We start from the raw sequence: 24,067 nt of genomic DNA, 5'->3' as shown, positions 1-24,067 counted from the left end.
AGCCTTGGCAGCGCGAGGTACCGAGGAAGAATTACGGTTACCTGTAGTAGACGTCCGACCCCGCGCACGTCAGCCCTGCGCGACTAGGTCGATGATCAATATGAGAGGGGCCGGGACGCCGTGAATGCCACGACGATCACCATCGGCACTATTGCCGCGGTCATCAGCTTGTTCTGTTGGGCCAGTTTCCTGCGCGGCGTGTGGACGATGGTGCGCGCGATCGCCCAGGGCCAGAAGGTCGACAGCACCCGTTACTGGCCCGTCGGCCCGCGACTGTGGACGATGCTCAAGGAGTTCGTCGGCCACACGCGAATGGTGAAGTTCCGGACCGTCGGCTGGGCGCACTGGCTGGTGATGTTCGGCTTCATGATCGGTGCGATCTTCTGGTTCGAGGCATACGGCCAGATCTTCGACCCCGAGTTCCATTGGCCCGTGATCGGCTCGTGGAACATCTACATCTTCGCCGACGAGGTGCTGGGCCTCGGCACCGTCATCGGCATCATGGCGCTGATCATCATCCGCCAGCTCAACCACCCGCGGATGCCCAAGCGCCTGTCCCGCTTCTCGGGTTCACGCTTCGGCGCCGCGTACTTCGTCGAACTCGTGGTCCTGATCGAGGGCCTCGGCATGATCTTCGTGAAGACGTTCAAGATCTCGTCTGGCATCGAGGACCCGCCGATCTGGACGTCGTTCTTCACCCACTACTTCGCGCAGCTCTTCGAGGGGTCGTCGGTCTACTGGGTCACCGCCGCCGCTGTCGTCAAGCTGATGAGCGGCATGATCTGGCTGGCGGTCGTCGGCGCGAACATCGACTGGGGTGTCGCGTGGCACCGCTTCGCCGCGTTCTTCAACATCTATCTGAAGCGTGAGCAGGACGGCGGCGTCGCGCTCGGTGCCGCCAAGCCGATGATGAGCCAGGGCAAGGTCCTCGACATGGAGACCGCCGACCCCGACGTCGACGCGTTCGGCGCAGGCAAGGTCGAGGACTTCTCGTGGAAGGGCTGGCTCGACTTCACGACATGTACCGAGTGTGGCCGCTGCCAGAGTCAGTGCCCTGCCTGGAACACCGGAAAGCCGTTGAGCCCGAAGCTGCTCATCATGTCGCTGCGCGACCACGCACAGGCCAAGGCGCCGTATCTGATCGCCGGCGGCCGCAAGGACATGGGCGGCGACGAGGTCGGTCTCGTCGACGCAGAGGGCAACGTCGACGAGGCGAAGCTCGCCAAGATCCCCGAGGCCGCGCGGGCCGAGGCGTCGCGCAAGTTGGTCGGTGAGTCGAAGGGCGCGATGGGCGGCGGCGAGGGCATTGTCGACGAAGACGGCGCATTCGACCCCGAGCAGCTCGGTGCGGTCATCGACACCGAGACCCTGTGGAGCTGCACCACCTGCGGTGCGTGCGTCGAGCAGTGCCCCGTCGACATCGAGCACGTCGACCACATCATCGACATGCGGCGCTACCAGGTGCTCATCGAGTCCGACTTCCCGACCGAGCTCGCGGGCATGTTCAAGAACCTCGAGAACAAGGGCAACCCCTGGGGTCAGAACGCGTCGGCACGCACCAACTGGATCGACGAGATGGACATCGAGATCCCGGTCTTCGGTGCCGACGTCGAATCGTTCGAAGGCTTTGAGTACCTCTTCTGGGTCGGTTGCGCTGGCGCGTACGAGGATCGCGCGAAGAAGACCACCAAGGCTGTCGCAGAACTCCTCGACATCGCCGCGGTGAACTTCATGGTCCTCGGCGAGGGCGAGACCTGTACCGGCGATTCGGCACGACGTGCCGGCAACGAATTCCTGTTCCAGATGCTGGCGCAGCAGAACATCGAGACCATCAACGGGGTCTTCGAGACGGCGCCGACGCAGCGCAAGAAGGTCGTCGTGACCTGTGCGCACTGCTTCAACACGCTGTCCAACGAGTACCCGCAGCTCGGCGCGAAGTACGAGGTGGTCCACCACACGCAGCTCCTCAACCGCCTCGTGCGGGAGAAGCGCCTGGTGCCCGTGGCACCGATGGGCGAGGGCGTCACCTACCACGACCCCTGCTACCTGGGACGTCACAACAAGGTCTACGACGCTCCTCGTGAGCTGATGGAAGCATCCGGTTCGACGCTGCGCGAGATGCCTCGCCACGGCGAGCGTTCCATGTGCTGTGGCGCCGGTGGTGCGCGTATGTGGATGGAAGAGCAGATCGGCAAGCGCATCAACATCGACCGCGTCGACGAGGCTCTCGACACCCTGGCTTCGGCGAACGGAGCCGGAGGTAGCAACGGCGAGGCACCGCAGAAGATCGCGACGGGCTGCCCGTTCTGCCGCGTCATGCTGACCGACGGTGTGACCGCACGGACGTCCGGCACCGAGAACGAGGGCAAGATCGAGGTCGTCGACGTCTCGCAGATGCTGCTCGATTCGGTCAAGCGTGGTCTGCCGGAGGTCAAGCGGGGCGGTCGTTTCCTCGGACCGGTCGCCAAGCCCGCACCCGAGCCGGAACCCGAGCCCGAGAAGGTGGCAGCCGCCGCTCCGGCCGCGGCCGCGGCAGGCGCTGCAACCGACGCCAAGCCCAAGCCCAAGGTCGGGTTGGGGATGAAGGGCGGCAAGAAGCCCGGCGCCGGGAGCGCAGCGACCAAGGCGCCGGCAGCATCGGCACCTGCGGCTTCGGCGGACACAGCGTCGACCGACGCAGCCGAGAAGAAGCCCGCCGCAAAGGGCTTCGGCATGAAGGGCGGCATGAAGAAGCCGGGCGGGGCGGCCAAGCCTGCGTCGGCGTCCGCGCAGCCCGCACCTGCTCAGGCCGAGTCGTCGGCGGCAGTCGAGAACGCGGCGAGTGATACAGCAGCAAGTACCACAGCCGATGCGCCGAAGCCGGCCAAGGCCAAGGGCTTCGGCATGGCTGCCGGCAAGCGTCCCGGCGCCAAGAAGCCGGGCGCAGCGAGTACCGCAAATGCGGCCGCGTCCGACGCGGGCGTCACAGCCGCCGCGGAGAACAAGGTTGCAGAGACCGAATCCGCACCCGACGCCGCCCCGACCGCCGACACCGAATCGGCAACGGCCGCAAGCACTTCCGCTGCCACGGTGACCGAGGAGAAGCCTGCCAAGGCCAAGGGCTTCGGCATGGCCGCGGGCAAGAAGCGCCCGGGAGGCACCGGGTCGGGGGCTGCCAAGCCTGCCGCCCCAGCTGCAGAGGCTTCGGCACCTGCTGAAACGTCGGCGGCTGAGTCCGCTCCGGCAGAATCCGCTCCGGCACAGCCCGAGACCGGTGGCGAGGCCAGCGCGACGGAGGAGACGCCCGCTGCAACGGCGTCTACTGCAACGGCGTCGGCCGCTGCGGTGACCGAAGAGAAGCCTGCCAAGGCCAAGGGCTTCGGCATGGCCGCGGGCAAGAAGCGCCCGGGCGGGGCGTCGGCTCCCAAGGCTGCAGCTCCGGCAGCGTCGACGGCTCCCGCAGCGTCGACTCCGGAACCAGAAGCCGCTGCACCAGAGGCCGAAGCGCCCGAAGCCGAGTCAGCCCAAGCAGCACCGGCAGAAACCCCGGCAGAGGCGTCCACGGACACAGCGGCCGAGGGCGCGGCAGCGTCGTCGAACGGCAGTGCCCCAGAAGGCGCAGCTGATGACGGCCGCACGATCGCCGAGACCGGAGCGTCGAAGGCCAAGGGCTTCGGCATGGCCGCAGGCAAGAAGCGGCCCGGCCAGCGCTGATCGGCTGACGGTAAGAATCCGCCGCCCGTCAGAAACACGCGTTTCTGACACCTGCGAGTGAAGTATCGCTCGCAGGTGTCAGAGGCGCGTGTTTCTGCATTTCCGACAGCCCGAAAAAATCGATTTGCCTGCGGCTGAGACAATTGAACCCGTGAGTAGGCCGTATGTATCGCACCTGAACCAGAACCTCAAGCCGTTGGAGCAGTCCGAGAAGCTGCAGAACGTCTGCTATGAGATCCGTGGGCCGGTGCACGCGCATGCGGCGCGACTCGAGGCCGAGGGCCATCGGATCATGAAGCTGAACATCGGCAACCCGGCGCTGTTCGGCTTCGAGGCCCCAGACGTGATCATGCGCGACATGATCCACGCGCTGCCGTACTCGCAGGGGTACTCGGAGTCGGCGGGTGTGCTCTCGGCACGACGCGCCGTGGTCACCCGCTACGAGCTCCTCCCCGACTTCCCGTACTTCGACGTCGACGACGTGATCCTCGGCAACGGTGTCTCCGAGCTCATCACGATGACGATGCAGGCGCTGCTCAACAACGGCGACGAGGTGCTGATCCCCGCGCCCGACTATCCCCTCTGGACGGCCATGACGGCCCTCTCCGGCGGCACAGCCGTGCACTATCGCTGCGACGAGGACAACGACTGGAACCCCGACATCGCCGATATCGAGTCGAAGATCACCGACCGCACCAAGGCGATCGTCGTCATCAACCCCAACAACCCCACGGGCGCCGTCTACTCGCGGGAGGTGCTCGAGCAACTCGTCGACGTCGCCCGACGCAACTCACTGCTCATCCTCGCCGACGAGATCTACGACAAGATCCTCTACGACGACGCTGAGCACATCAACATCGCGTCGCTCGCCCCCGACCTGTTCTGCCTGACGTTCAACGGGCTCTCGAAGGCGTACCGCGTCTGTGGCTACCGGGCTGGCTGGGTTGTGCTCACCGGCCCCAAGGACCACGCCAAGGGCTTCATCGAGGGCCTTGGCATCCTGGCGTCGACGCGCCTGTGCGCGAACGTTCCGGGCCAGCACGCGATTCAGGTGGCCCTTGGCGGCTACCAGAGCATCGAGGCGCTCGTCGCGCCCGGTGGACGCCTCTACGAGCAGCGCAACGTCACGTGGGAGAAGCTCAACGAGATCCCCGGCGTCAGTTGCGTCAAGCCCAAGGGCGCGCTCTACGCGTTCCCGCGTCTCGATCCCGAGGTCTACGAGATCCACAACGACGAGCTCTTCGTCCAGGACCTGCTGCTGCAGGAGAAGATCCTGGTCGTGCAGGGCAGCGGGTTCAACCTCGACGATCAGAACCACTTCCGCATCGTCACACTCCCCTGGTCGCGCGATCTCAAGGACGCCGTCGAACGGATCGGCAACTTCCTGTCGTCGTATCGCCAGTAGTTCACCGGCCGAATTACCCCCGATGACCTGCGGCGCAGCACCTTCTGCGCGATTCGCTGATCCCCGCCTGCACGTTATGTGACACTCTTCGTTGTCACCATCTCTGGACATAGCTGTGACGCTCGGTTACGTTAACCAGATCACGGTACCGAAGGGGTGACGTATGAAGCAGTGGGTCAAACGACTCATCGACGTCGACGGCGTACGGCTCGCGACTTTCGAGTTCGACGATCCTGCCGGTGACACATCCGCCGTCTCGGGAGCCGGCAACCCCGCCGGCCCAGTTACTCCCGAAAACGCCGAGCGTCCGACGGTGCTGTTCGTGCACGGATGGCCGGATACGCATGAGGTGTGGACCGAGGTTGCGGAACGTCTTTCCGACGACGTCCGGGTCGTCGCGTACGACACCCGCGGACTCGGAGTCAGCGACAACCCGCGTGGGGTGTCGGCGTATCGCATCGAAACGCTCGCGGACGACCTGTACGCCGTCGCCAATGCCGTGAGCCCCGACGCGCCCGTCCATGTTGTCGCGCATGACTGGGGTTCCATTCAGTCGTGGGAGGCTATGTCCCGCCCGGACGCCGCCGATCACTTCGCGTCGTACACCAGCATCTCCGGCCCGTGCCTGGACCACGTGGGAGTGCTCCTGCGCGAGAACATCTCTCATCCGACGCCGCGTCGAGCGCTCGACACCCTCCTGCAGTCCTTCTTCTCGACGTACATCGTGCTGCTGCACCTGCCATTTGGTCCGACGCTGATCTCCGCGACGCTCGGCTCGCCCGGCGCATGGCGACGTTTCCTGCGACTCATGGACGGTACGCCCCCCGAGCAGATCGTCGTCGCGCCGTCGCTGCGGCGCGACATGCGTTCCGGCGCGCGCTATTACCGAGCCAACATGGTGCGCAAGGTCGGCAAACCCAACCCGCGAACGACCAACGTTCCCGTGCTGGAGATGGTCAACACCCGCGACTTCGCGGTGCGAACACACCTGCTGCGCAACACGAACCGATTCGCCCCCGATCTCACCCGTCTCGAGTCACCGACCACCCACTGGGCCCCGACGACCAATCCCGGCTACGTCGCCGACTCGATCCGCGACTTCGTACGACGCATCGCCGCCCGAACATCCACCGCGACCACCCCCGACCGCGCCGCTATCCGCTGACCTGCCATCGCGAAGGAGTTTCTACCGTGCACGCACACGCCGAGAAGGTGGACACCACCTCAGCGCACACATTCGCACCACACGCATCCACACCACATGCAGTCCCACCTCAGGACAACGACACCGATCCCGGCGACGTCGAGCTTCACGCGCGCAACGTGACGTTCGACTGGAGCGACGTTCCGCTGCACTGGATTCCGGGTCATCCGATCGCGTCCGACTTCATCAGCGTGCTCAATCTGCTTCTCCCCGAGGGAGAGCGCTGGTTTGTCCAGACCTACAACGAAGCACTCCCCCTGGTTCGTGACGAGGAGCTGGCCGCAACGATGCGCGGCTTCATCGGCCAGGAAGCCATGCACGCCGAGGCGCACGACCACGTGCTCTGGGAGTTCCTCGACCATCACGGAATCGACCCTCGGCCGTACTGCCGCCAGATGGAGTGGGTGTTCCGAAAGGTGTTGGGCCCCCTGGAGAAGGGCAGCGTGGAGGCCAAGCAGAAGCACCTCATCGAACGACTGTGGCTGATCGCCGCGATCGAGCACTACACCGCGATCCTCGGCGATTTCGCGCTCAACAACACCTGGACCGAAGTCGGGGCCGATCCGACGATGTCGGACCTGTTCACCTGGCACGGAGCCGAGGAGGTCGAGCACCGAGCCGTCGCACACGACGTCGCGGTCTACTTCGGTGACAGCTACCTTCGGCGCGGCCGGGCGATGCTGATCGCACTGCCCACCCTGCTGCTCCTACTCTTTCGCGGTTTCCGCTTCATCACCCATCAGGATCCGGCGATCAAGCACAACAACTACTTCTACCGCCAGTATCACTACGCGCGCGGCGTGCGGGCAGGCGTTCTCCCGACGATCCGCAGTGTGCTCTTCGCGACGGCGAGCTACTTCAGGCCAGGTTTTCATCCAACCGAAATCGGTTCGACCGCACAGGCTGTCGCCTACCTGGCGTCCTCGCCCGCAGCACGAAACGCCTCCTGAGTACACACGGAACCGAACAGACCATGAATCAACGGGCACACCCGCACACCACCGAAATGACCTCGGTGCCGCCACATCTCTACGGACGATGGCGCCATGATCCCCTGATGACCTTCGGCACCGTGCTGTCCAAGACGTGGCTGCCGTTCTGGCGTCCGTTCTCGCCACTGCGGTCGACCGCTGAGTACGACGGTGTCACGACGCTGCGCATCGTGGGACGAGAGGTCGTCGCGCAGGACGAGAACGTCGTCGCACTGACCTTCGCAGGACTCGACGATCAGCTTCTCGAAAGGTGGCACGCCGGAGCGCATCTCGACCTCCTGCTGCCGTCGGGCAGGATGCGCGAGTACTCCCTCTGCGGCGATCCCGCCGATAGGAAGACCTACCGAATCGCCGTGCGGCGCATCCCCGATGGCGGAGGCGGTTCGGTCGAGGTGCACGACACCCTGCACGTCGGCGACACCGTTCAGATCAAGGGTCCGCGCAACGCCTTTCCGATCGCATTGCCCGGCTACGGATCGCAAGCCCGCTCACTCCGGTTCGTCGCTGCGGGCATCGGCATCACGCCGATCCTGCCCATGCTGGCGGCCGCCGAGCGCCTCGGTCTCGACTGGTCGATGATCTACACCGGTCGCAGTATGGACTCGATCCCGTTCCGCGACGAGGTCGCGCGATTCGGCGACAAGATCACCATCCGCACCGACGACGAGCACGGCCTGCCGAGCATGGAGGAATTGCTCGGACCGATCGACCCGCAGACCGGAAGGGCCCCATCGGGTCTCGCAGTCTATTGCTGCGGCCCGGTACCGATGTTGGAGTCGTTGCGGCGCCATCTACACGACCGCCCCGACATCGAACTGCACTACGAGCGTTTCAGTCCGCCGCCGGTGGAGAACGGTCGTCCGTTCACCGTGACAATCGACTCGACCGGACAGCAGATCGACGTCGCGGCAGACGAGACCTTGCTGAGCGCGCTCCGCAAAGAGGTTCCGTCGGTCCCGTATTCATGCCGCCAGGGATTCTGTGGCACATGCAAGATCAGGACGTTGTCGGGGGCAATCGACCACCGCGACAACATCCTGACCGAGCCGGAGCGTGCAGCGGGCTCCATCCTCACCTGCGTCTCACGCGCCGGTGGCGATCACCTGACCGTCGACCTCTGAGTGCGCATCCGACGTGAGTTCGGCGCCACGCGAGTGACTTTCACCGCGCAGTAGAACCGCAGCGGCAACGGCAGCCACGGCGGTCACCGCAACCGCCACCCAGACCGCGCTGTGCAGCCCGTCGACGAAGACCTCCTGCACGGCGATGGTCATAGGGCCGGAGATCGACTCAGGGGCGCGGGCGGCGACCTCCGCTCCGCCCATCACCGACTGTTCGGCTATCGCGGCAATCTCGCGCGGAAGTCCCAGTGCGCCAATCCTTTCCGATACGGAAGAGGCATACACCGAGGTGAGCACCGAGCCGAGCACGGCCACGCCCAGTGTTCCACCGATCTCACGCGTCGTGTCGTTGACGGCGCTACCGGCACCCGCCTGCTCCGGTCGCAGCGAGCTCATGATCACGTGCGTACACGGACCCGTGATCGCGGCGAGGCCCGCCGCCATCAGCGCCATCGACCAGATGATGAGTTCCCAGTAACCAGACATCCGTGACGAGATCTCCACCAGCGCAAAGCCTGCCGACATCAGGACAGCTCCCGAGGTCACCACCCAGCGGGGCCCGAACCGATGCGCCAGCGCCATGGCAACCGGCGAGCACACCGCGGTCACGATCGCGAAAGGCAGTGTGCGCAGGCCTGCTTCGAACGGTCCATATCCCTTCACAGCCTGGAAGAACTGGGTGATCAGGAAGATGAATCCGAACAGCGAGAAGAACGCGACCGCCACCATTCCCGCTGCGGTCGCAAACCTGCGATTGGCGAACAGCGCGACGTCGAGGATCGGGTGCGCCACCACGAGTTCACGCCAGACGAAGAGTCCGATAACCGCAATCGCCACAACGATTCCCACGATGGTTCGTGCATCGGTCCACCCGTGATGAGGACCTTCGATCACCGAGTAGGTCAGCAGGCCGAGTCCGATGACCGACAGCACCAGTCCGACGACGTCGAACCGCGACACCGATTCCGGTCGCGTGCCCGGTACCACCGCGAGCACAGCGATCGCGGTCACCGCCGCAATGGGTAGTCCGACCCAGAACACCGATGCCCACGAGTAGTGCTCGAGCAGCCACCCTCCGAGCACCGGCCCGATCGCCACGGCGATTCCCGACGTCGCACCCCAGATGCCGACCGCCGTGGCACGTTGCTTCCCTTCCGGGAAGATCGCGACGATCAGTCCGAGGGTCGCGGGAAACACCAGCGCCGCGAACACTCCCAGGCCGGCACGCGCAGCAATCAGTTGACCCAACGTGTTCGCCGAGGCGGCGAGGGCCGACACCCCTGCAAAGCCCGCGATACCCACCAGGAGCATCCGACGGTGCCCGAACCGGTCGCCGAGGTAACCACCGGTGAGAAGCAGCCCGGCGAAGACCAGCGTGTAGGCGTCGACGATCCACTGCAATCCCGAGATTCCAGCCCCGAGATCACGCGACATGGTCGGCAACGCGACGTTGACGATCGTGTTGTCGACCATCACCAAGAGCTCAGCCAAACACAGCGCACACAGCGCCAACCAGCGAGAACGCATGCGAAAACCCTCCGAGTAGATTGTCGTTCTACTGTTATAGAACGTCGTTCTTTTCTAGAAGAACACTGTTCTAGTAGGTTGTCAATATGGCTCCCACACGAAGTACGCGTCGTACCCCGGCGACCGAGGTACGCACGAACCTCATCGCGTCGGGGCGTCGAATTCTGGAACGAGACGGTGTCGCCGGCCTCACCGTGCGCGTGGTCGCGACCGACGCCGGCGTAGCACCCATGGGGGTCTACAACCACTTCGACGGCAAGGAGGGGTTACTCGACGCGTTGGTCAACGACGCCTTCGTCGAGTTCGCGCGCATGATCGACGTGACAGACGACGACGCCCGAGAGAGGTTGGCGCACAGCGGCAGGGCGTACCGGGAGTTCGCGCTGCGCTACCCGGTCGCGTACTCGCTGATGTTCTCGCGCGAGCACCACCCCGACTCCGACGTCGCCGAACACGCCTTCTCGGTGCTGACCGAACACATCAGGTACGGCCAGAACGCGGGACTACTCGTGAAGGACGATCCCCATCAGGCGACGATGCAGGTGTGGAGCTGCGTTCACGGTGCGGTGGCCTTGGAACTCGCAGGTACCCATCCCCCGACGATCGATCCCGTCGTGAACTACGAGCACGTCTTGGCCGTGGTGCTCCGCGGCCTGAGCGCGTGATGCGAGAATGAGCGCGATGAGCAGCGATGACAAGGCCACCAACGAGTACCGGATCGATGATCTGGCGCGGGTGGCCGGGACCACCACACGCAACGTCCGCGGATATCAGGATCGTGGACTGTTGCCGAGGCCCCTGCGCCGCGGGCGCATTGCGATCTACACCGACCTTCACCTCGATCGCCTCAGGGTGATCAACGATCTGCTCCGCCGTGGATTCACCATCCGCCATATCGGCGAATTCCTCACCGGAATCCAGCGCGGCGACGACCTCGCCGACGTCCTCGGGCTGCGCGAAGTGGTCGCCGCCCCGTGGGGGAACACGACGAAGACCTCGGTGAGCGCCGACGAACTGCGCGAGTTACTCAACAACAGCAACCCCGCGTACTTCACGCGATTGACCGACCTCGGATTGATCAAGCCGGAGGGGACAGCAGATCCCCCAACGTCATTCACGGTGCTCGACCAAGACACGATCGATGCATATGCCCGCCTCGTGCGGCGTGGCCTGACACTGAATTCGATTCTCTCCGTACATGAGAACCTCAGTACACAGATGGATTCGGTTGCGGAGGCACTCATCTCGGCCGGACGCGGGACGATCGCCGAAGAATACAAGGACGGTTGGATACCGCAGACCGCTGCCGAGGCAGATTGGGTGCGTGACCTTCTCGTCGAATTCAGACGAGCGGGGTCGACGATCGCGCACAATGCTCTCGACCGCGCGCTCGATCGCGACATGGCTCGTCAGCTCGACGACTATCTCGCCATCGCCGACGACTCCGTCGACCAGGATCCGCTCGACATACGGGGCGAACGCCAGAGCTCGACCGCCAAGGGACGAAAGCGGTCAGGGAACGACGATCGGGGGTAACCCTCCGGGTAGCGGAATGACCGCTCGCGGTTTGGGTTTCGGCCGAGGATTGCTGCGCGGGCGCGGTTGTTCGGCGCGCTGCGACTCCTCGGTTCGCGGCGGCGGCGGGGGTGGAGGCACGTAGGCAGCAGCGGGTGCGCGAGCCTCGTTGAGGTCGGCGAGATCTGCGTACAGTTGCGTTGTCGTCGAACTGTGCGTCGTGGTGACCGGGTTCGACGCCGATGGCGATGCGGAACCACCACTGAGCCCAAGTGCGGTGGCAGCCAAGGCAACTCCGACTACGCCGACTGCGCCGGCACCGATCAGGATCTTCTTTCGACCGCGCGACGGTGTCTTGTCAACCGCTGCCGCATCAACCGCTGCGGCTTCTTGCTCGCGAGGTTCGATTCTGGGGGATATCGGAACGAAGTCGTCTGCCGGAAAGTAGTTTTCGGTGTTTCGCCCAACACCCACGGAGTGCAGATACGCGGGCGTCGACGGATCTGAGTACGCGAGCCTGACGGGCTCGATCCGATCCGTCACATCGAACTCGTTGTCGACGGACCGCAGCGGCGGAGCGAGTGGCGGGTCGAGTGGCAGCTGTGCATGGCCGGCTTCTACAACGGAGTCGCCACGGATTCCCGCGACGGGGGCACCCTCGGGCTCCGCGACGGGGTCTGCACCCACGTGCGCGACCGGCTCGCGGTGGACCTCGACGTGATCGGTGGTCTCGGCCACTGGTTCTGGCCCCCGTACCGCGGCTGGCCCCTGCACGGCGGCAACGTCGGGCATCGCCAGTGTCACGTCGTCGAGAACGACGATCGGGACGTCGGCGACCGGAGCGAGCAATTCCGGGAGTCCTGGCCACACGGTGTGCGTCGAATCGAAGACCATCGCGCTGACCTGACGACCCGTCGATTCCGCGCACTGCGCGACAGCGTCGGGCACGTTCTCGGCGCGGGCGAGTGTCGACTGTGCGACGTCGCGTCGTGTGACACGGAACAGTCGGACGTGCTTCTCGCCCATGATGAACGTGCCGTCGGACTCGGCGAGGCGGTATCGGCCCTTGTGACTCAGGAGGTGCAGTTCCGCTGTCCACTCGTCGGAGTCGGGGGCGTCGACGCGGCCCGCGCGCACGAGGTGGTCGGAGATGAGGGCGTCGAGTTCGGCTCCACTTGTGCCTGCGGCGCGTCTGCGTACGACGGCCGCACCGGATTCGACGTCGACGAGCGTCACATCGACACCGTCCTCGGCGACGCTCACCACAGCGAAAGAGTCGACGAGCGTCGAGTGGCGGCGTCGGAGGTGGTCGGAGACACGACTGATCACGGACGCGTCGATAACCCGCCCGTCTTCGATCACCCCGTTCGGGATCGCCCCGTTGTCCATAGTTCGGTAGTCCCCGTCATCGAGAAACCCCACGCGCATTCTCGTGAGTCGGGCCCGGTAAACCTGTGTTCGTTCACCCGTGCCGCGCTCGTTCGACCACTCCCCCGCACTTCTGAGTGTTCAACCTAGCATGACGTCAGCGGTGCGCCACTTGTGTCGCACCTTCGAAGGACCCGCGGCCGAGACCGGCCGAAGCACGCTGATCTGCGTCGAACGCGTTCTCCGGAGTCGCAACCGCGCCACCGAGCGCGGCGTACGACCAGCCTGCTCGCCGCCACGACTGTGGGTCCAAACAGCGACGACCGTCGACGATAACGCGTGAACGCACGACTGGATCGAGTTCCGATGGCGCCATGTGCACGAACTGCGCCCATTCGGTGGCGATTGCGACGACGTCGGCGTCCTGGGCGGCCTCTGCGGCCGAATCGGCATAGCCGAGCATCGGATACATCCGTTGAGAGTTGGCGTTGGCCTTCGGGTCGAATACCGTGACCGACGCCCCGCGTAGTGCCAATTGTCCTGCGACACTCAGCGCGGGGGAATCGCGCACGTCGTCGCTTTCTGGCTTGAAGGCCGCGCCGAGCACCGCGATGTTGGCGCCCAACAACTCTCGCGGACATACCTGTGCGATGAGGTCGACCATGGCGGAGCGTCGTCGCATGTTGATCGTGTCAACCTCGCGCAGGAATCGGAGAGCTCCATGCGCCCCTAGTTCTTCGGCGCGTGCCTCGAAAGCCCGAATGTCCTTGGGGAGACATCCGCCGCCGAATCCCAGGCCCGCGTTGAGGAATCGGCGCCCGATCCGCTTGTCGTGACCGATCGCGTCGGCGAGCGTCGAGACATCAGCGCCGACGATCTCGCAGAGTTCGCTGATCGCGTTTATGAACGAGATCTTCGTCGCGAGAAAGGCATTGGCCGATACCTTCACCAACTCCGCTGTGGACCAGTCGGTTTCGATGACCGGAAGTCCGGTGTCGATGATCTCGCGGTACACGTCACGCAGCACCGCACGCGCGACCCGCGCGTCGGAATCCGGATCGGTGCCGATAACCAGCCGATCGGGACGAAGCGTGTCCTCAACGGCGTAGCCTTCGCGTAAGAACTCGGGGTTCCACGCGAGGTCAACAGTGGCGTCTGGTGCCGCCAACGTGCTGATCCGTCGAGCCAGCGACGCTGCGGTGCCCACTGGGACAGTCGATTTGCCGACGATCAGGTGGTCACCACGCAGATGTGGCACCAGTGCGTCCACCGCACCTTCGACATACGACGTGTCGGCCGCATGCCCACGCGCCCGCTGCGGTGTACCCACCCCGATGAAGTGCACCGCACCGTGTGCGGCAGCGGCGTCAGCCTCCGTGGTGAACGAGAGCCTCCCCGCAGAGATGTTGCGGCGCAGAATGTCTCCGAGTCCTGGTTCGAAGAACGGCACCTCGCCCGACGACAGGCGAGCCACCTTCTCCGGATTGACGTCGACGCCGAGCACGTCGTGCCCGAGTTCGGCCATACACGCTGCGTGTGTCGCCCCCAGGTATCCACACCCGATCACTGTCAGCTTCATACCTGAAGTGACTACGTGGGCCGATCTGCCAACTTGCTACGAGCACATGACCAGTCGCAGGCGCGCGTGTGAACGTCGTGTTCAGGTGTTTAACGGCAGTCGAATCGAGGTGACCCGGCAGGCGAATCACAGGACAACGCCTCGTCGGATTCGGCAAGAGAATACCGACATCACCGGCGAATTCGGCACCGCCGGACCGGGTTCGCGGGCACACTCGATTATGTGACCTCCTCGACGATCGCTTCCGCCCTCGATTCCGCAGCACGCGATGTCTTCGACGACCTCGTCGCCTGGCGACACCACCTGCATTCTCATCCCGAGCTCTCCAATCGCGAGCATCACACCGCGGAGTTCATCGTCGAACGTCTACGCGACGCGGGCATCGACGAAATCCGCAGCGGTATCGCGGGCACCGGCGTGGTGGCCATCCTGCGCGGCGGGGGCGACAGTGGAAGCGGCGGCAAGCGCTTGGCAGCGTTGCGTGCAGACATCGATGCACTGCCCGTCAAGGAGACGTCAGGGGTCGACTTCGCGTCGACCGTCGTCGACAAGGACTATCCGGGCGGCCCGTTCCCCGTTGCGCATGCGTGCGGCCACGATTGCCATACGGCAACGGTTCTCGCTGCCGCGCATGTGTTGGCCTCGGTACGCGATCGGTTGCCCGGCGACGTCATGTTCATCTTTCAGCCGGCCGAAGAAGGAGCGCCCGTCGGCGAGAGCGGTGGCGCGCAGGCGATGGTCGACGACAATGCCTTCACCGACCACACCCCAACCATGGTCTTCGGAATGCACGTCGTGCCACTGCCGATCGGGATGGTCGGGGTGCACGTGGGAAATCAGTACGCGGCGTCGTGCATGATCAAGATATCCGTCGAGGGCAAACAGGTCCACGGGTCGACACCGTGGATGGGAATCGACCCGTATCCCGTTGCAGCCGAGATCATTTCCGGAAGCGCGCAGATCTACCGGCAGGTGCCCGCGAACGACGCAATCACGGTGTCGTTCGGACACGTCGACGACGTCGGACGCTTCAACATCATCGGCCAGACAGTGACGCTCTGGGGCACCATCCGCTGCCTCGATGGCGCCGATATGACTGCGGTACAAGACAAACTCCGACGTCTCGCCGAGAACACCGCTGCGGCGTACGGCGCGAGCGCGACCGTCGAGTATCTGCAGGATGTTCCGCCCGTGGTCAATACACCGGAGTGGGTCAACAGGATTCGACCTGTGATCGACGACGTCATCGGCAAGGAGCGTGTGGTCGACGTGCCCGGAGCGCTCGGATACGACGACGTCTCGGTGTTCGTGCGCGACTTCGGCGGCGCCTACTTCACCTACGGTGTCCAGGACGCTCAGGTCAGCGGCAAGGGATTGACTCCGACGCCCGGCGGCCGCGGCTTGGCATCGAATCACTCACCGGATTTCTACGCCGACGACGACTCGCTGCTCGACTATCTGCGCATCTTCGTGCACGTCGCCTACGCACACCTGGCGGAGTCGAGCTGACGGTTACTTGTCGGCGTCGCGGATGAAGTTCAGATACGCCTTCGACGGCGTCGGGCCGCGTTGGCCCTGGTACTTCGACCCGACCGCGGCGCTGCCGTAGGGGTTTTCCGACGGGCTGCTGAGCCTGAACAGGCAGAGCTGCCCGATCTTCATGCCGGGCCAGAGCGTGATCGGCAGGTTGGCGACGTTTGACAGTTCGAGCGTGATGTGGCCGGAGAAACCCGGATCGATGAAGCCCGCCGTCGAATGTGTCAGCAGTCCGAGCCTGCCGAGCGACGACTTGCCCTCCAGCCTGCCTGCCAGGTAGTCGGGCAGGCTGCAGATCTCCAGCGTCGAGCCGAGGACGAACTCGCCCGGATGCAGCACGAACGGCTCTCCGTCTGCGGGTTCGACGAGCGTCGTCAGCTCGTCCTGCCGCTGTGCGGGGTCGATGTGCGTGTAGCGGGTGTTGTTGAAGACCCGGAACAGGTTGTCGAGCCGGACGTCGACGCTCGACGGCTGCACGAGAGCAGGATCGAACGGGTCGATCGACAGGTTGCCGTCGGAGACCTCGGAGCGGATGTCGCGATCGGAGAGCAGCACGCCTGCGAGCGTATCGGACGGTGTCTGGTGCAGGTACGACGACGGCGTTCTGCGGTCTCACACCGGGTTATCGGGACGGAACCGTGCGACGCAGGGCGCCTCAACCCCCGGAATTGAGCTCTGCGCGGCACTCCTCGGTTGTCCTGGTCTGGATGCAGTCCGACCACGCCCGCTGGTCGTCGGCCCACTTGTGCTCGGGAGTCTGACCTGTGTTGAGTTGCCACTGATAGTCGGTGCAGATGATGGCGTTGCCGTTCACGTCAATGGCTGTCCGGCCGATGTCCGCGCCGATGCAGTTGTCGCCAAGCGACGGCCCCGCGGTGGTGGTCTCAGGCAGATTCGGATTGGGTGCGACACCCTGAACGCTGGACCACACCGCGTTATCGGTACCCGCGAGACGAGAACAGTAGGCCGTCGAGCCGTCCGCGAATACTGCGGTGGCCCCGATCGGGCCGCACTGGGCACCCTCGTTGACCGGGGCGACCGTGGGTGTCTCCGGCGGTGCGGTGGTCGTGACCGTGGGCGTCTGCGTCGACGCGGTAACCGTCACCGTGACCGCCGAGGCACTCGATTTGTGCTGACTGGTGGTCGTTGCGGTGCCCGAGTCCGTGGCGCAGCCCGCGAGGACGAGAACCGACGCCGCTGCCAGCATTACCCATCTCGATCGCATGGCAATCGGTTTACTCCGTCCGCCGCTGGTTGGCGCCGGTAACGGATTACTTGCTCAGCTCACGGCACGCTCGGCGATAGCCAGCACGAGCCGACGCGGAGCAAACCGTGCACCGTACGCACCGATGCGATTGACGAGACCGTCGACGACGCTCGGCTTGCCGGCCTCGAGCGCCTTGAACGCGGTGTCGACGACCTGCTCGGTCGTGCGCCGCGACTTCATCGCCGAGCCGTCGCCAGCAACGTCGAAGAACTCGGTGTCAGTGGCTCCGGGGCAGACGGCGAGGACGTGGACACCCTTGCGCTTGCCCTCCGACCAGAGCGCCTCGCTCAGCGACAGCACGTACGCCTTGGTGGCCGCGTAGACCGCCATGCTCGGAACCGGTTGGAACGCAGCATTACTGGCGATATTCACGATCGCCCCTGTACCCGCTTCGGCCATGCGCTTGATGTAGACCGTGGTGAAGTCGGTGAGTGCGCCGACGTTGAGCTGTACCTCGTCGCGGATGCGCGACGGGTCGGCGTCGGCGAGGTATCCGAACGTGCCGAAGCCCGCGTTGTTGATCAAGACGTCGACGCGCAGCCCGCGGCCATCTGCGTCGGCGACAACCTTGTCGACTGCGCCCGGTATCGAAAGGTCGGCGGGGATGACCTCGGCGCGGACGCCGTGGCGCGACGCCAACTCGTCGGCGAGCGCGACCAGCTTGTCTTCGCTGCGAGCGACCAGGATCAGGTCTGCACCACGCGCCGCGAGGGCGCGGGCAAACTGTTCGCCGATGCCTCCGCTGGCCCCGGTGATGAGTGCTGTGCGGTTGCGGTACTCCATGAGTGGTCTCCCCGTCGTCGTTTCTCTGTCGCAGCTGTGTGTCGCAGGCGGTGTGTCGCACCGGGCGCCTACGCGAGCCTGGTCGCGAGGATAGCCGCGACGTCGCGGCCGGTCACCGTCATCGGGGCCTGGGTTTGCTAGGCTGTCGTTCGCGAGCAGACCTCGCACGCCGATGTAGTTCAATGGCAGAACATCAGCTTCCCAAGCTGAATACGCGGGTTCGATTCCCGTCATCGGCTCTGGTCAGACACAGTATCTTCTAGATACTTACGTTTTCACTTACGTATAACGCACAAAAAGCGCCCCACCTTCCGAAGAAGGTGGGGCGCTGATCACCGGGGGCGAAGGTCGAAGCTCGACGCTGGTCGGAAGTTGGATTGTCCGCTCAGCATCGCGGGAGTGCTGGGCGACGAGTGGGAGCCGAGCTAGCGGTCAGAAAGTTCGCCAGTTATCGCCGTCAGACTCAATATCGACAGCGTTGCCCGGTGACAGAGTAAGGGTGGCAGCGCCGTCGATGGTTTGCGACGACGTGGTCGAGATGGTGGCGTCCGCGTCGCCAGTGTTCTTGAATCGGTAGACGGACACGTTGCCGACCGCAGTGGGCAGGACCGGCGCCGATCCGCCCGACGCCATGAACACCACATACTTTGTTGATGCCCCGTCCAAGGTGAGCGCGCCGTAGCTGGTGAACACCTGACGGGCGGTGACGTCGATGCCGTTCCTGAGCACGTTCGCGAGGTAGATGCGGTTGCCTGCGGCGGTGACTTGGTGGAGGTTGACGAGGGTGCCGGGTCCGTCGATGAGCGTTACCCCCGACAGCAGTAAGTCGGTGATGGTGGAGTTGTCATAGCGGATGACGCGCAACTGTGCCGACGCCCCGGAGCGGGTGTTGCGGATCGTGAGTCCGGAGAACGACACCTGCGTCACTGATCGGGTGCCCCACGCGGTGATGTGCAACGCGCCGTGGTCGGTGGACGCATTCTGGTTGGCATTGATGATCTCGCCGCCGACGAAGCTCACGCGGGCAATGTTGGCGAACCCATCACCTTCGCCACCCACATACAGGGCCGCGGCCTGGCAGGTGTTGACATAGAAGCTCGCGAACGTGACGTCGGTGCCGCCGACGCACGAGAACCCGCGAGCCTGGCCGTTAAGCACCTTGCAGCCCACATTCGTGTAACGCTGAACCGGGCCGTCCGGGTACGAGACGACAGAAAATCCGTCGTCGCCAGTGTTGATTGCCGTGCACGCAAGGACAGTGACGTCGTGGGAACCTTCGCTGGTGAAGATGCCATCTGCGCGGGTGTCCTTGATGACGCAGCCGAGGAACGTTGCCCAGCCTGCCGCGAGATACACGCCGGACGCGGCGCTGCCGTCGATGGTGATGCGGTCTGCATAAAAGTGATCGCCGGTCACCCGCACCTTCATCTTCTCGTACTCGGTGTAGCGCTGCGTGGTCGACTGCATCTTGATAGTGACCCGTCGCATCGTGCAGTACGCGCCGGACACGAGCACCGATGACGTCTGTTCGGCGGTCGCGAGCAGCGTGCCCGGTCCGTCGATAGTCACCCCCGAGGCTGAGATTGTCAGGATGCCGCTGTGGGCGTACGTTCCCGCCAGCCACACTGTCTTGCCGCCTGCGGCGTCGAACATCGCCTGCAATGCTGCCTGGTCATTCGTCGTGCCGTCGCCTGCCGCGCCGAACATCTCGGGCGTGATCGCCTTGACGTAGGTCGCGTCCGCGTCGGTCTTGCGGAGCGCAGCGTCCGCCTTCTCCAGCGACGCTTGTACACCCGACGCGAGGTCGCTCTTCGGCACACCATCAGACGGTTTCGTGTACTTCCCGCCCAGCAGCTGGTCGGCCTGCTGCTTGGTGTATGCGGTGATGTCAGACATGATCGGCACCTCCTTCAGTCGGGTCGGGTGCGGCAACATCCGGTGGCGGCGGTGGCGGCGGCACCACCTCGGGAAGCAACCCGATGCCGGCCTCGGTGAATGCCTGACTGAGCTCGTCCATCACGCCACCCTCTCCGCGCGATCCCGCAAGACCCGCATACTCGCCAGCGCCGCAGCGATCTGCGCGCCGTAATACTTGTGCCCGAACCAATTCGGGTGAATCTGATCCGAGCCGATCATCTGTGCCTGTTGGCTGGTGGTCACCGAATTCTCGTAGCCGGTGCCCGTCCACCACGGCGCCGCTGGGTTGTTGGCGTCAGCGAAACCAACGCCTTGCCCGTGAGCGTCGACTGCCGCCTTGATGCCCAGCCGATTCACCGCGTGCACGCCGGACGCGGCCGAATCATTGAGCGGCTCAGGACCAATCGCGGCGATACCGACGAGAGGATCGAGAGCGGCGACGGCATCGAACAACGCGGTCACCCGCGCCTGCATCGCCGCCTGGGACGCGGTGGTGCCGTCACCCGAGAGCCCGCCGTCGTTGATGGTTCCATTCACTAGGAACAGCACGGGCTTCGCGGCGCCGAGGAATGGTGTGTACGCGCCGATCCGCGACGTCGACCCGAAAGGTGAGCTGTGGGCGGTGCCGTACGTCGCGGTGAGTGAGCCTGCGGACCCGCTGCCGTCGTTGAAATAGCCGGTGCCGCCCTGCGCGCACCGCGCAACAGCGAATCCGGTCGCCTCGATGAGCTGATCGATCATCCCGAAGCAGGCGAAACTGCGGGCGCTGCCTGGGTTGTAGGTGCCGGCCGGCTCGAAATAGGAGTCGCCGGTCGTGACGATCAGCGGTCGATCCGGTGAGCGGGTGAGGATCGCGGACCGCTCATGCACGATCTGCGTCCACGTCAGAGCGTACGGCCCGTACGGGATGACGACGCGAATCCTTCGGGTCGCGCGCTCGGCGAATCGCAGCGACCGAAACACGGTCCCGGTCGCGCTCCCCGCCAGCGGCAACGCTTTCGCCTTGCGCATCACGCCCTGGTCCTCGATGTAGACTTGGGTGTCGAAATAGCCTCCGCCACAAGACATCATGATGTCGAGCTTGTCGCCGGTGAACATGAACTCGACGTCGATGGTGGAGCCGAACTGCAAGGTCGTCGACCCGCTCGTCACATACCGGCCCGAGCTCGAGTTGACGCACCCATTGGCCGGAGACCCCGGCGTCGCCGCGACAAGGTTCTGGCCCTGGGTATTGAAGGTCGTTGCGTCCCAACGCGTGCCCCACTGATTGGTGTAATCATTCGGCAGCGACGTCACGTACCGGTCAGTGGTGAGGACACTGGTCGAGATCACATCGGTCATCGGCCGATACAGCGACCCCAGCGACACCCGCGGGACCACAGCCTCACCGAGAATGCCCACACTCGTCGGCTTCGTCACCGACTTCCACCACTGCACCGACGCCTTCGGAGTGCCATCAATGGTGTACTGGCCGTACGCATTCTCCGGATCGGTCGTGTCCGCACCGAGATCGCGCACCGTGTACACCAGCACCGGACCCACCCACGGGCGGCGAGACGCCACCTGCAGCAGCGTCGTCAGATACTTCTGCTGCTGAGCCTGGCTGACCGTGTACCCCAATGCCGCGCTGCTCGACACCGTGGGGAATCCGACCTCGCTCCACCACACTTGCTTACCCGCATCACCATTGGCGACCATCAGGTCATAGAGCGCCTTGTCGCGCAGGAACGCGTTCGAGGCTTCCGATGGCACCGGCGCCGCCGGGTCGATTCCCGCCTCCACGGTGTAGGGATGATTGCCCACCGCGTCGAAGAACGGTTGCGCCCCAGCCGCATACAGGCCAGTCAAGAAGTCGACCGGCGACACCGTCTGGTTGGCCACGTTGTTGACCTGCATCAACCCAGCGGTCACCACCACAGCGTGCGGTTGAGCCGCATGGATCGCGGTGTAGGCAGCCTGCAGGATCGTCTTGTACGCCGCCGCCGACGGTGCACCACCCCAGAGCTGCTGGTGGTTGACCTCGTTGCAGATCTCCCACGTCGAGCACCGATCCTTGTACCGTGCGACCGCCGCCGTGATCAGCGGAGTCATCACCGCCGTGGTCGGGGTGACGAACGCGGTGCCGGCAGTATTGCGCGGCTGCTCGAACAACACGTGCGGAGTCAGGCCGGCAGCCTTCGCCGCCGCGAACTGCTGATCGACCCGCGTCCACACATATGACGGCCCCGCACCCACATCGTGGGGTGAGATGATGATCCGAATGCGACGCCCGCCCAACGCTTTCGCCTTCGCCGCGATCCCATTGATCGTCGCCGCCGAGCTCGTCGCCTCCGGGAAACCGACCGCGAATCCGACGTCGAGCCCGTGCGCCGGCCGATCATTCACCTTCGGCGCAAACAACTGGTCCGTCTGAGTCTTCGAATAGCCAGTGACAGATGCCATGCGTGATGTCTCCCTGCTTAGGTGGTGAGAGTCCAGGTGCCGTCGCCGTGGTCGACGAGCGCGCCCGTCGACGACGACAGCGAGAATGTGCCGTCACCGTTGTCGGTGGCAACCACGCCGCCGGTCACCTGCTCGGCCGCCGCCTCGGCCGCCGCCGCCGACTGCGCCGCCTGCGCCGCAGCAGCCTGCGCCGCCGACACCACAGGTGGGGTGTAAGAGGTGGGGTCGTAGGTGTCGATCGCCGTCTGCAGATCGGTCGTGCCTGACAGGACGACGTCCGACCAGCCACCATTGCTGCCCTGTGTCTGCGCGCCAGTGATAACGCGACGCACCTGATACGGGCCATCGGGGATAGTGCCCGAGTCATAAGCCCCAGTGGTGGCGTCGATAGGGACGGTCACGGTTTGCGCGGGCAGCGTGTACGAGCTGCCGTTTGTGGTGTTGCGGTCACGGGGGACACGCAGCTTGATTGTGCCGCCGATGGGGATGCTGCCATTAGGCAGCTTGTAGACGCCTTGTAGTCGAGCCATCAATCCTCCTGTGCGATGTGGTCGAGTGCCTGCTCAAAGGTGGTGCCGTGCGGGAGGATCGCCCACGGCGTCAAGCCATTGAGCGGGTCGCCGTCGGCGTCTACCGCGGTGATCGTGTAGTCGGTGCGGACCTGTTGGAGTTCGGCGCGATACTCGACGCCATCGCGTGTGGCGATGAGGTGCGTGTCATCGGGGTAGGTGATGTCGTAATCTCCCTGTGGCGCAGGCGGTCCGGCGGTCTGCACCCACTCGTAAGCGGGCGTCTCGGCCACGGTGGCGCGATAGATTTCGATATGCCCGGTGCCCGAGTCCGCTGTGCCGTGAGGGTCGATGTCGGCAGTCTCGGCAACCACATCGACCGTGGCGTTGCGGACCGCTGACACGAGAATGGCCGAAATCAGCCACCAGTCGCCGTCAGCAACCACGTCGCGGTAGAGGCGGGTCGTCGATGCCCACCCCTGCACGTTACTGATCACAAGCTCGGTCATACCGCCTCCAACTCGACGTATCCGTTTGCGGAGCTACCGCCCGCGCCGACTGTGGTGCCGGGTCCGGGATTTGAGGCTCGACCGCCACCGCCGCCCGGTGCGCCACCAGGGAATGCACCGTGTCCACCTGCCCCGCCCGATTGCCCGATACCGCCTAAGCTGGTCACTCCACCGCCGCCACCACCGCCACCGCCTGAGCCGCCCGACTTGGCCGGCCCGTCGATTGGGGCCCGAATGCCATTGCCTCCCGCTCCACCGGGGCCGTTGTAGCCGTCGGCACCTGCCGCACCGCCGATGGCGAGCATCGAGTCGCCACCCTTAGTGCCGTTGTTGACGGTGGCGCCGCCGCTGGTGTAGCCAGCGCCGCCGTATCCGCCCGCGCCAGGCCCCGAGTTGCAAGTGACAAACGAATACCCGTCAACCTTGACAGCGAAACCAATGCGGGTCTCGAAGACCCACGTCCCGTTTGAGCGCTGCCCAAACTTGCTCTCGCCGCCACTCGTGCCGACGACCACGCTCACCGCCGCAATGTCGGGCACCTGCGTCGCCAGCCACGTGACGTCAATCTCCGGCAGCTCCACATATCCGCCCGGAGTACCCGGCGCACCACCCGCCTGATTACCGGCTCTTCCGAATTGACGGTGCGTAGAACGGGTTCTAGGGACCACAAGATGTGGGTGAGCAAGATCGCGGGGTGTGG

20 protein-coding genes and 1 tRNA gene are annotated in these 24,067 nt (G+C 64.9%); 9 read left to right on the top strand and 12 right to left on the bottom strand.

From position 1 onward, the window contains the following. The first annotated feature begins 120 nt into the window (after positions 1-120). The 5 genes from A5788_RS10965 to A5788_RS10945 all read left to right on the top strand — a co-directional run bounded on the left by A5788_RS10965 (position 121) and on the right by A5788_RS10945 (position 8,415). Positions 121-3,693, top strand: a complete 3,573-nt coding sequence (locus tag A5788_RS10965; RefSeq protein WP_064866091.1) for a (Fe-S)-binding protein — start codon at positions 121-123, stop codon at positions 3,691-3,693. Between the two features lie 151 nt (positions 3,694-3,844). After that, entirely contained in the window at positions 3,845-5,098 is a 1,254-nt protein-coding gene (locus tag A5788_RS10960; RefSeq protein ID WP_064866093.1) for a pyridoxal phosphate-dependent aminotransferase, read from the top strand. Positions 5,099-5,261: 163 nt separating this feature from the next. Then, complete coding sequence (locus A5788_RS10955; RefSeq protein ID WP_064866095.1) at positions 5,262-6,263, top strand: alpha/beta fold hydrolase; 1,002 nt, start codon at positions 5,262-5,264, stop codon at positions 6,261-6,263. Positions 6,264-6,289: 26 nt separating this feature from the next. Beyond that, positions 6,290-7,252 carry a metal-dependent hydrolase gene (locus A5788_RS10950; RefSeq protein WP_064866097.1) on the top strand — a complete coding sequence of 321 codons (963 nt, stop codon included), beginning with the start codon at positions 6,290-6,292 and terminating at the stop codon, positions 7,250-7,252. Between the two features lie 23 nt (positions 7,253-7,275). Then, positions 7,276-8,415, top strand: coding sequence for a PDR/VanB family oxidoreductase (locus A5788_RS10945; protein ID WP_064866099.1), 1,140 nt, complete (start codon positions 7,276-7,278; stop codon positions 8,413-8,415). Here the strand turns inward: A5788_RS10945 and A5788_RS10940 are convergent. Beyond that, complete coding sequence (locus tag A5788_RS10940) at positions 8,377-9,942, bottom strand: DHA2 family efflux MFS transporter permease subunit (protein WP_064870108.1); 1,566 nt, start codon at positions 9,940-9,942, stop codon at positions 8,377-8,379. The genes A5788_RS10945 and A5788_RS10940 overlap by 39 nt on opposite strands. Before the next feature lie 86 nt (positions 9,943-10,028). On the opposite strand from A5788_RS10940, the gene A5788_RS10935 reads away from it, so the two are divergent. After that, positions 10,029-10,607: a TetR/AcrR family transcriptional regulator gene (locus A5788_RS10935; RefSeq protein ID WP_064866103.1), complete on the top strand. Its 579-nt coding sequence runs from the start codon at positions 10,029-10,031 to the stop codon at positions 10,605-10,607. A 16-nt stretch (positions 10,608-10,623) separates the two neighbouring features. Beyond that, positions 10,624-11,478: a MerR family transcriptional regulator gene (locus A5788_RS10930; RefSeq protein WP_049700486.1), complete on the top strand. Its 855-nt coding sequence runs from the start codon at positions 10,624-10,626 to the stop codon at positions 11,476-11,478. Here A5788_RS10930 and A5788_RS10925 read toward each other — a convergent pair. Then, the gene (locus A5788_RS10925; protein WP_231895459.1) at positions 11,455-12,846 is read right to left on the bottom strand and encodes a hypothetical protein; all 1,392 of its coding nucleotides are present in this window, start codon (positions 12,844-12,846) and stop codon (positions 11,455-11,457) included. The genes A5788_RS10930 and A5788_RS10925 overlap by 24 nt on opposite strands. A gap of 136 nt (positions 12,847-12,982) precedes the next feature. Then, on the bottom strand, positions 12,983-14,404 hold the full coding sequence (locus A5788_RS10920; protein ID WP_064866104.1) for a UDP-glucose dehydrogenase family protein: 1,422 nt from the start codon (positions 14,402-14,404) through the stop codon (positions 12,983-12,985). Between the two features lie 222 nt (positions 14,405-14,626). Between A5788_RS10920 and A5788_RS10915 the strand changes: the two genes are divergently transcribed. Further along, positions 14,627-15,913 (top strand): M20 metallopeptidase family protein, encoded by a 1,287-nt coding sequence (locus A5788_RS10915; protein WP_064866106.1) that lies wholly within the window; start codon positions 14,627-14,629, stop codon positions 15,911-15,913. A 3-nt stretch (positions 15,914-15,916) separates the two neighbouring features. Here A5788_RS10915 and dcd read toward each other — a convergent pair whose 3' ends face one another. The 3 genes from dcd to A5788_RS10900 form a co-directional block, all read right to left on the bottom strand. Continuing rightward, a complete protein-coding gene (gene dcd / locus A5788_RS10910; protein WP_049700414.1) occupies positions 15,917-16,495 on the bottom strand; it encodes a dCTP deaminase in 579 nt (192 codons plus the stop codon). 100 nt (positions 16,496-16,595) lie between these two features. Beyond that, positions 16,596-17,165 carry a hypothetical protein gene (locus A5788_RS23845; RefSeq protein WP_156525501.1) on the bottom strand — a complete coding sequence of 190 codons (570 nt, stop codon included), beginning with the start codon at positions 17,163-17,165 and terminating at the stop codon, positions 16,596-16,598. Positions 17,166-17,219: 54 nt separating this feature from the next. Next, the gene (locus tag A5788_RS10900) at positions 17,220-17,990 is read right to left on the bottom strand and encodes an SDR family NAD(P)-dependent oxidoreductase (protein ID WP_064866108.1); all 771 of its coding nucleotides are present in this window, start codon (positions 17,988-17,990) and stop codon (positions 17,220-17,222) included. 168 nt (positions 17,991-18,158) lie between these two features. Here A5788_RS10900 and A5788_RS10895 point away from each other — a divergent pair. Then, a tRNA-Gly gene (locus tag A5788_RS10895) sits at positions 18,159-18,229 on the top strand. Between the two features lie 193 nt (positions 18,230-18,422). Here the strand turns inward: A5788_RS10895 and A5788_RS10890 are convergent. From A5788_RS10890 to A5788_RS10870, 6 genes are read right to left on the bottom strand one after another with little or no spacing between them, the layout of a single operon-like run. Further along, a complete protein-coding gene (locus tag A5788_RS10890) occupies positions 18,423-19,886 on the bottom strand; it encodes a glycosyl hydrolase family 28-related protein (protein ID WP_197494553.1) in 1,464 nt (487 codons plus the stop codon). After that, the gene (locus A5788_RS24435; protein WP_269449574.1) at positions 19,879-20,007 is read right to left on the bottom strand and encodes a hypothetical protein; all 129 of its coding nucleotides are present in this window, start codon (positions 20,005-20,007) and stop codon (positions 19,879-19,881) included. Before A5788_RS24435 ends, A5788_RS10890 begins: the two co-directional genes overlap by 8 nt. Further along, positions 20,007-22,349, bottom strand: a complete 2,343-nt coding sequence (locus A5788_RS10885; RefSeq protein ID WP_064870104.1) for a hypothetical protein — start codon at positions 22,347-22,349, stop codon at positions 20,007-20,009. Before A5788_RS10885 ends, A5788_RS24435 begins: the two co-directional genes overlap by 1 nt. A gap of 17 nt (positions 22,350-22,366) precedes the next feature. Further along, entirely contained in the window at positions 22,367-22,879 is a 513-nt protein-coding gene (locus A5788_RS10880) for a hypothetical protein (protein ID WP_064870102.1), read from the bottom strand. Beyond that, positions 22,879-23,367: a hypothetical protein gene (locus tag A5788_RS10875; protein ID WP_064870100.1), complete on the bottom strand. Its 489-nt coding sequence runs from the start codon at positions 23,365-23,367 to the stop codon at positions 22,879-22,881. Before A5788_RS10875 ends, A5788_RS10880 begins: the two co-directional genes overlap by 1 nt. Then, on the bottom strand, positions 23,364-23,948 hold the full coding sequence (locus tag A5788_RS10870; RefSeq protein ID WP_064870098.1) for a hypothetical protein: 585 nt from the start codon (positions 23,946-23,948) through the stop codon (positions 23,364-23,366). Before A5788_RS10870 ends, A5788_RS10875 begins: the two co-directional genes overlap by 4 nt. Positions 23,949-24,067 lie beyond the last annotated feature (119 nt).

The organism is Gordonia sp. 852002-50816_SCH5313054-c (genome assembly GCF_001665925.1).
Classification (GTDB): domain Bacteria; phylum Actinomycetota; class Actinomycetes; order Mycobacteriales; family Mycobacteriaceae; genus Gordonia; species Gordonia jacobaea.
Note: the sequence above shows the minus strand (reverse complement) of the source record. Positions and strands in the feature narration are given on the sequence as shown.

What these genes read in the sequence shown, in the direction of transcription:
- A5788_RS10940 (WP_064870108.1), bottom strand. Translation starts at nt 9,942, where the DNA reads ATGCGTTCTCGCTGGTTGGCGCTGTGTGCGCTGTGTTTGGCTGAGCTC.
- A5788_RS10925 (WP_231895459.1), bottom strand. Translation starts at nt 12,846, where the DNA reads ATGGACAACGGGGCGATCCCGAACGGGGTGATCGAAGACGGGCGGGTT.
- A5788_RS23845 (WP_156525501.1), bottom strand. Translation starts at nt 17,165, where the DNA reads ATGCGATCGAGATGGGTAATGCTGGCAGCGGCGTCGGTTCTCGTCCTC.
- A5788_RS24435 (WP_269449574.1), bottom strand. Translation starts at nt 20,007, where the DNA reads ATGGACGAGCTCAGTCAGGCATTCACCGAGGCCGGCATCGGGTTGCTT.
- A5788_RS10945 (WP_064866099.1), top strand. Translation starts at nt 7,276, where the DNA reads ATGAATCAACGGGCACACCCGCACACCACCGAAATGACCTCGGTGCCG.
- A5788_RS10900 (WP_064866108.1), bottom strand. Translation starts at nt 17,990, where the DNA reads ATGGAGTACCGCAACCGCACAGCACTCATCACCGGGGCCAGCGGAGGC.
- A5788_RS10880 (WP_064870102.1), bottom strand. Translation starts at nt 22,879, where the DNA reads ATGGCTCGACTACAAGGCGTCTACAAGCTGCCTAATGGCAGCATCCCC.
- A5788_RS10885 (WP_064870104.1), bottom strand. Translation starts at nt 22,349, where the DNA reads ATGGCATCTGTCACTGGCTATTCGAAGACTCAGACGGACCAGTTGTTT.
- A5788_RS10955 (WP_064866095.1), top strand. Translation starts at nt 5,262, where the DNA reads ATGAAGCAGTGGGTCAAACGACTCATCGACGTCGACGGCGTACGGCTC.
- A5788_RS10935 (WP_064866103.1), top strand. Translation starts at nt 10,029, where the DNA reads ATGGCTCCCACACGAAGTACGCGTCGTACCCCGGCGACCGAGGTACGC.
- A5788_RS10920 (WP_064866104.1), bottom strand. Translation starts at nt 14,404, where the DNA reads ATGAAGCTGACAGTGATCGGGTGTGGATACCTGGGGGCGACACACGCA.
- A5788_RS10875 (WP_064870100.1), bottom strand. Translation starts at nt 23,367, where the DNA reads ATGACCGAGCTTGTGATCAGTAACGTGCAGGGGTGGGCATCGACGACC.
- A5788_RS10930 (WP_049700486.1), top strand. Translation starts at nt 10,624, where the DNA reads ATGAGCAGCGATGACAAGGCCACCAACGAGTACCGGATCGATGATCTG.
- A5788_RS10890 (WP_197494553.1), bottom strand. Translation starts at nt 19,886, where the DNA reads ATGTCTGACATCACCGCATACACCAAGCAGCAGGCCGACCAGCTGCTG.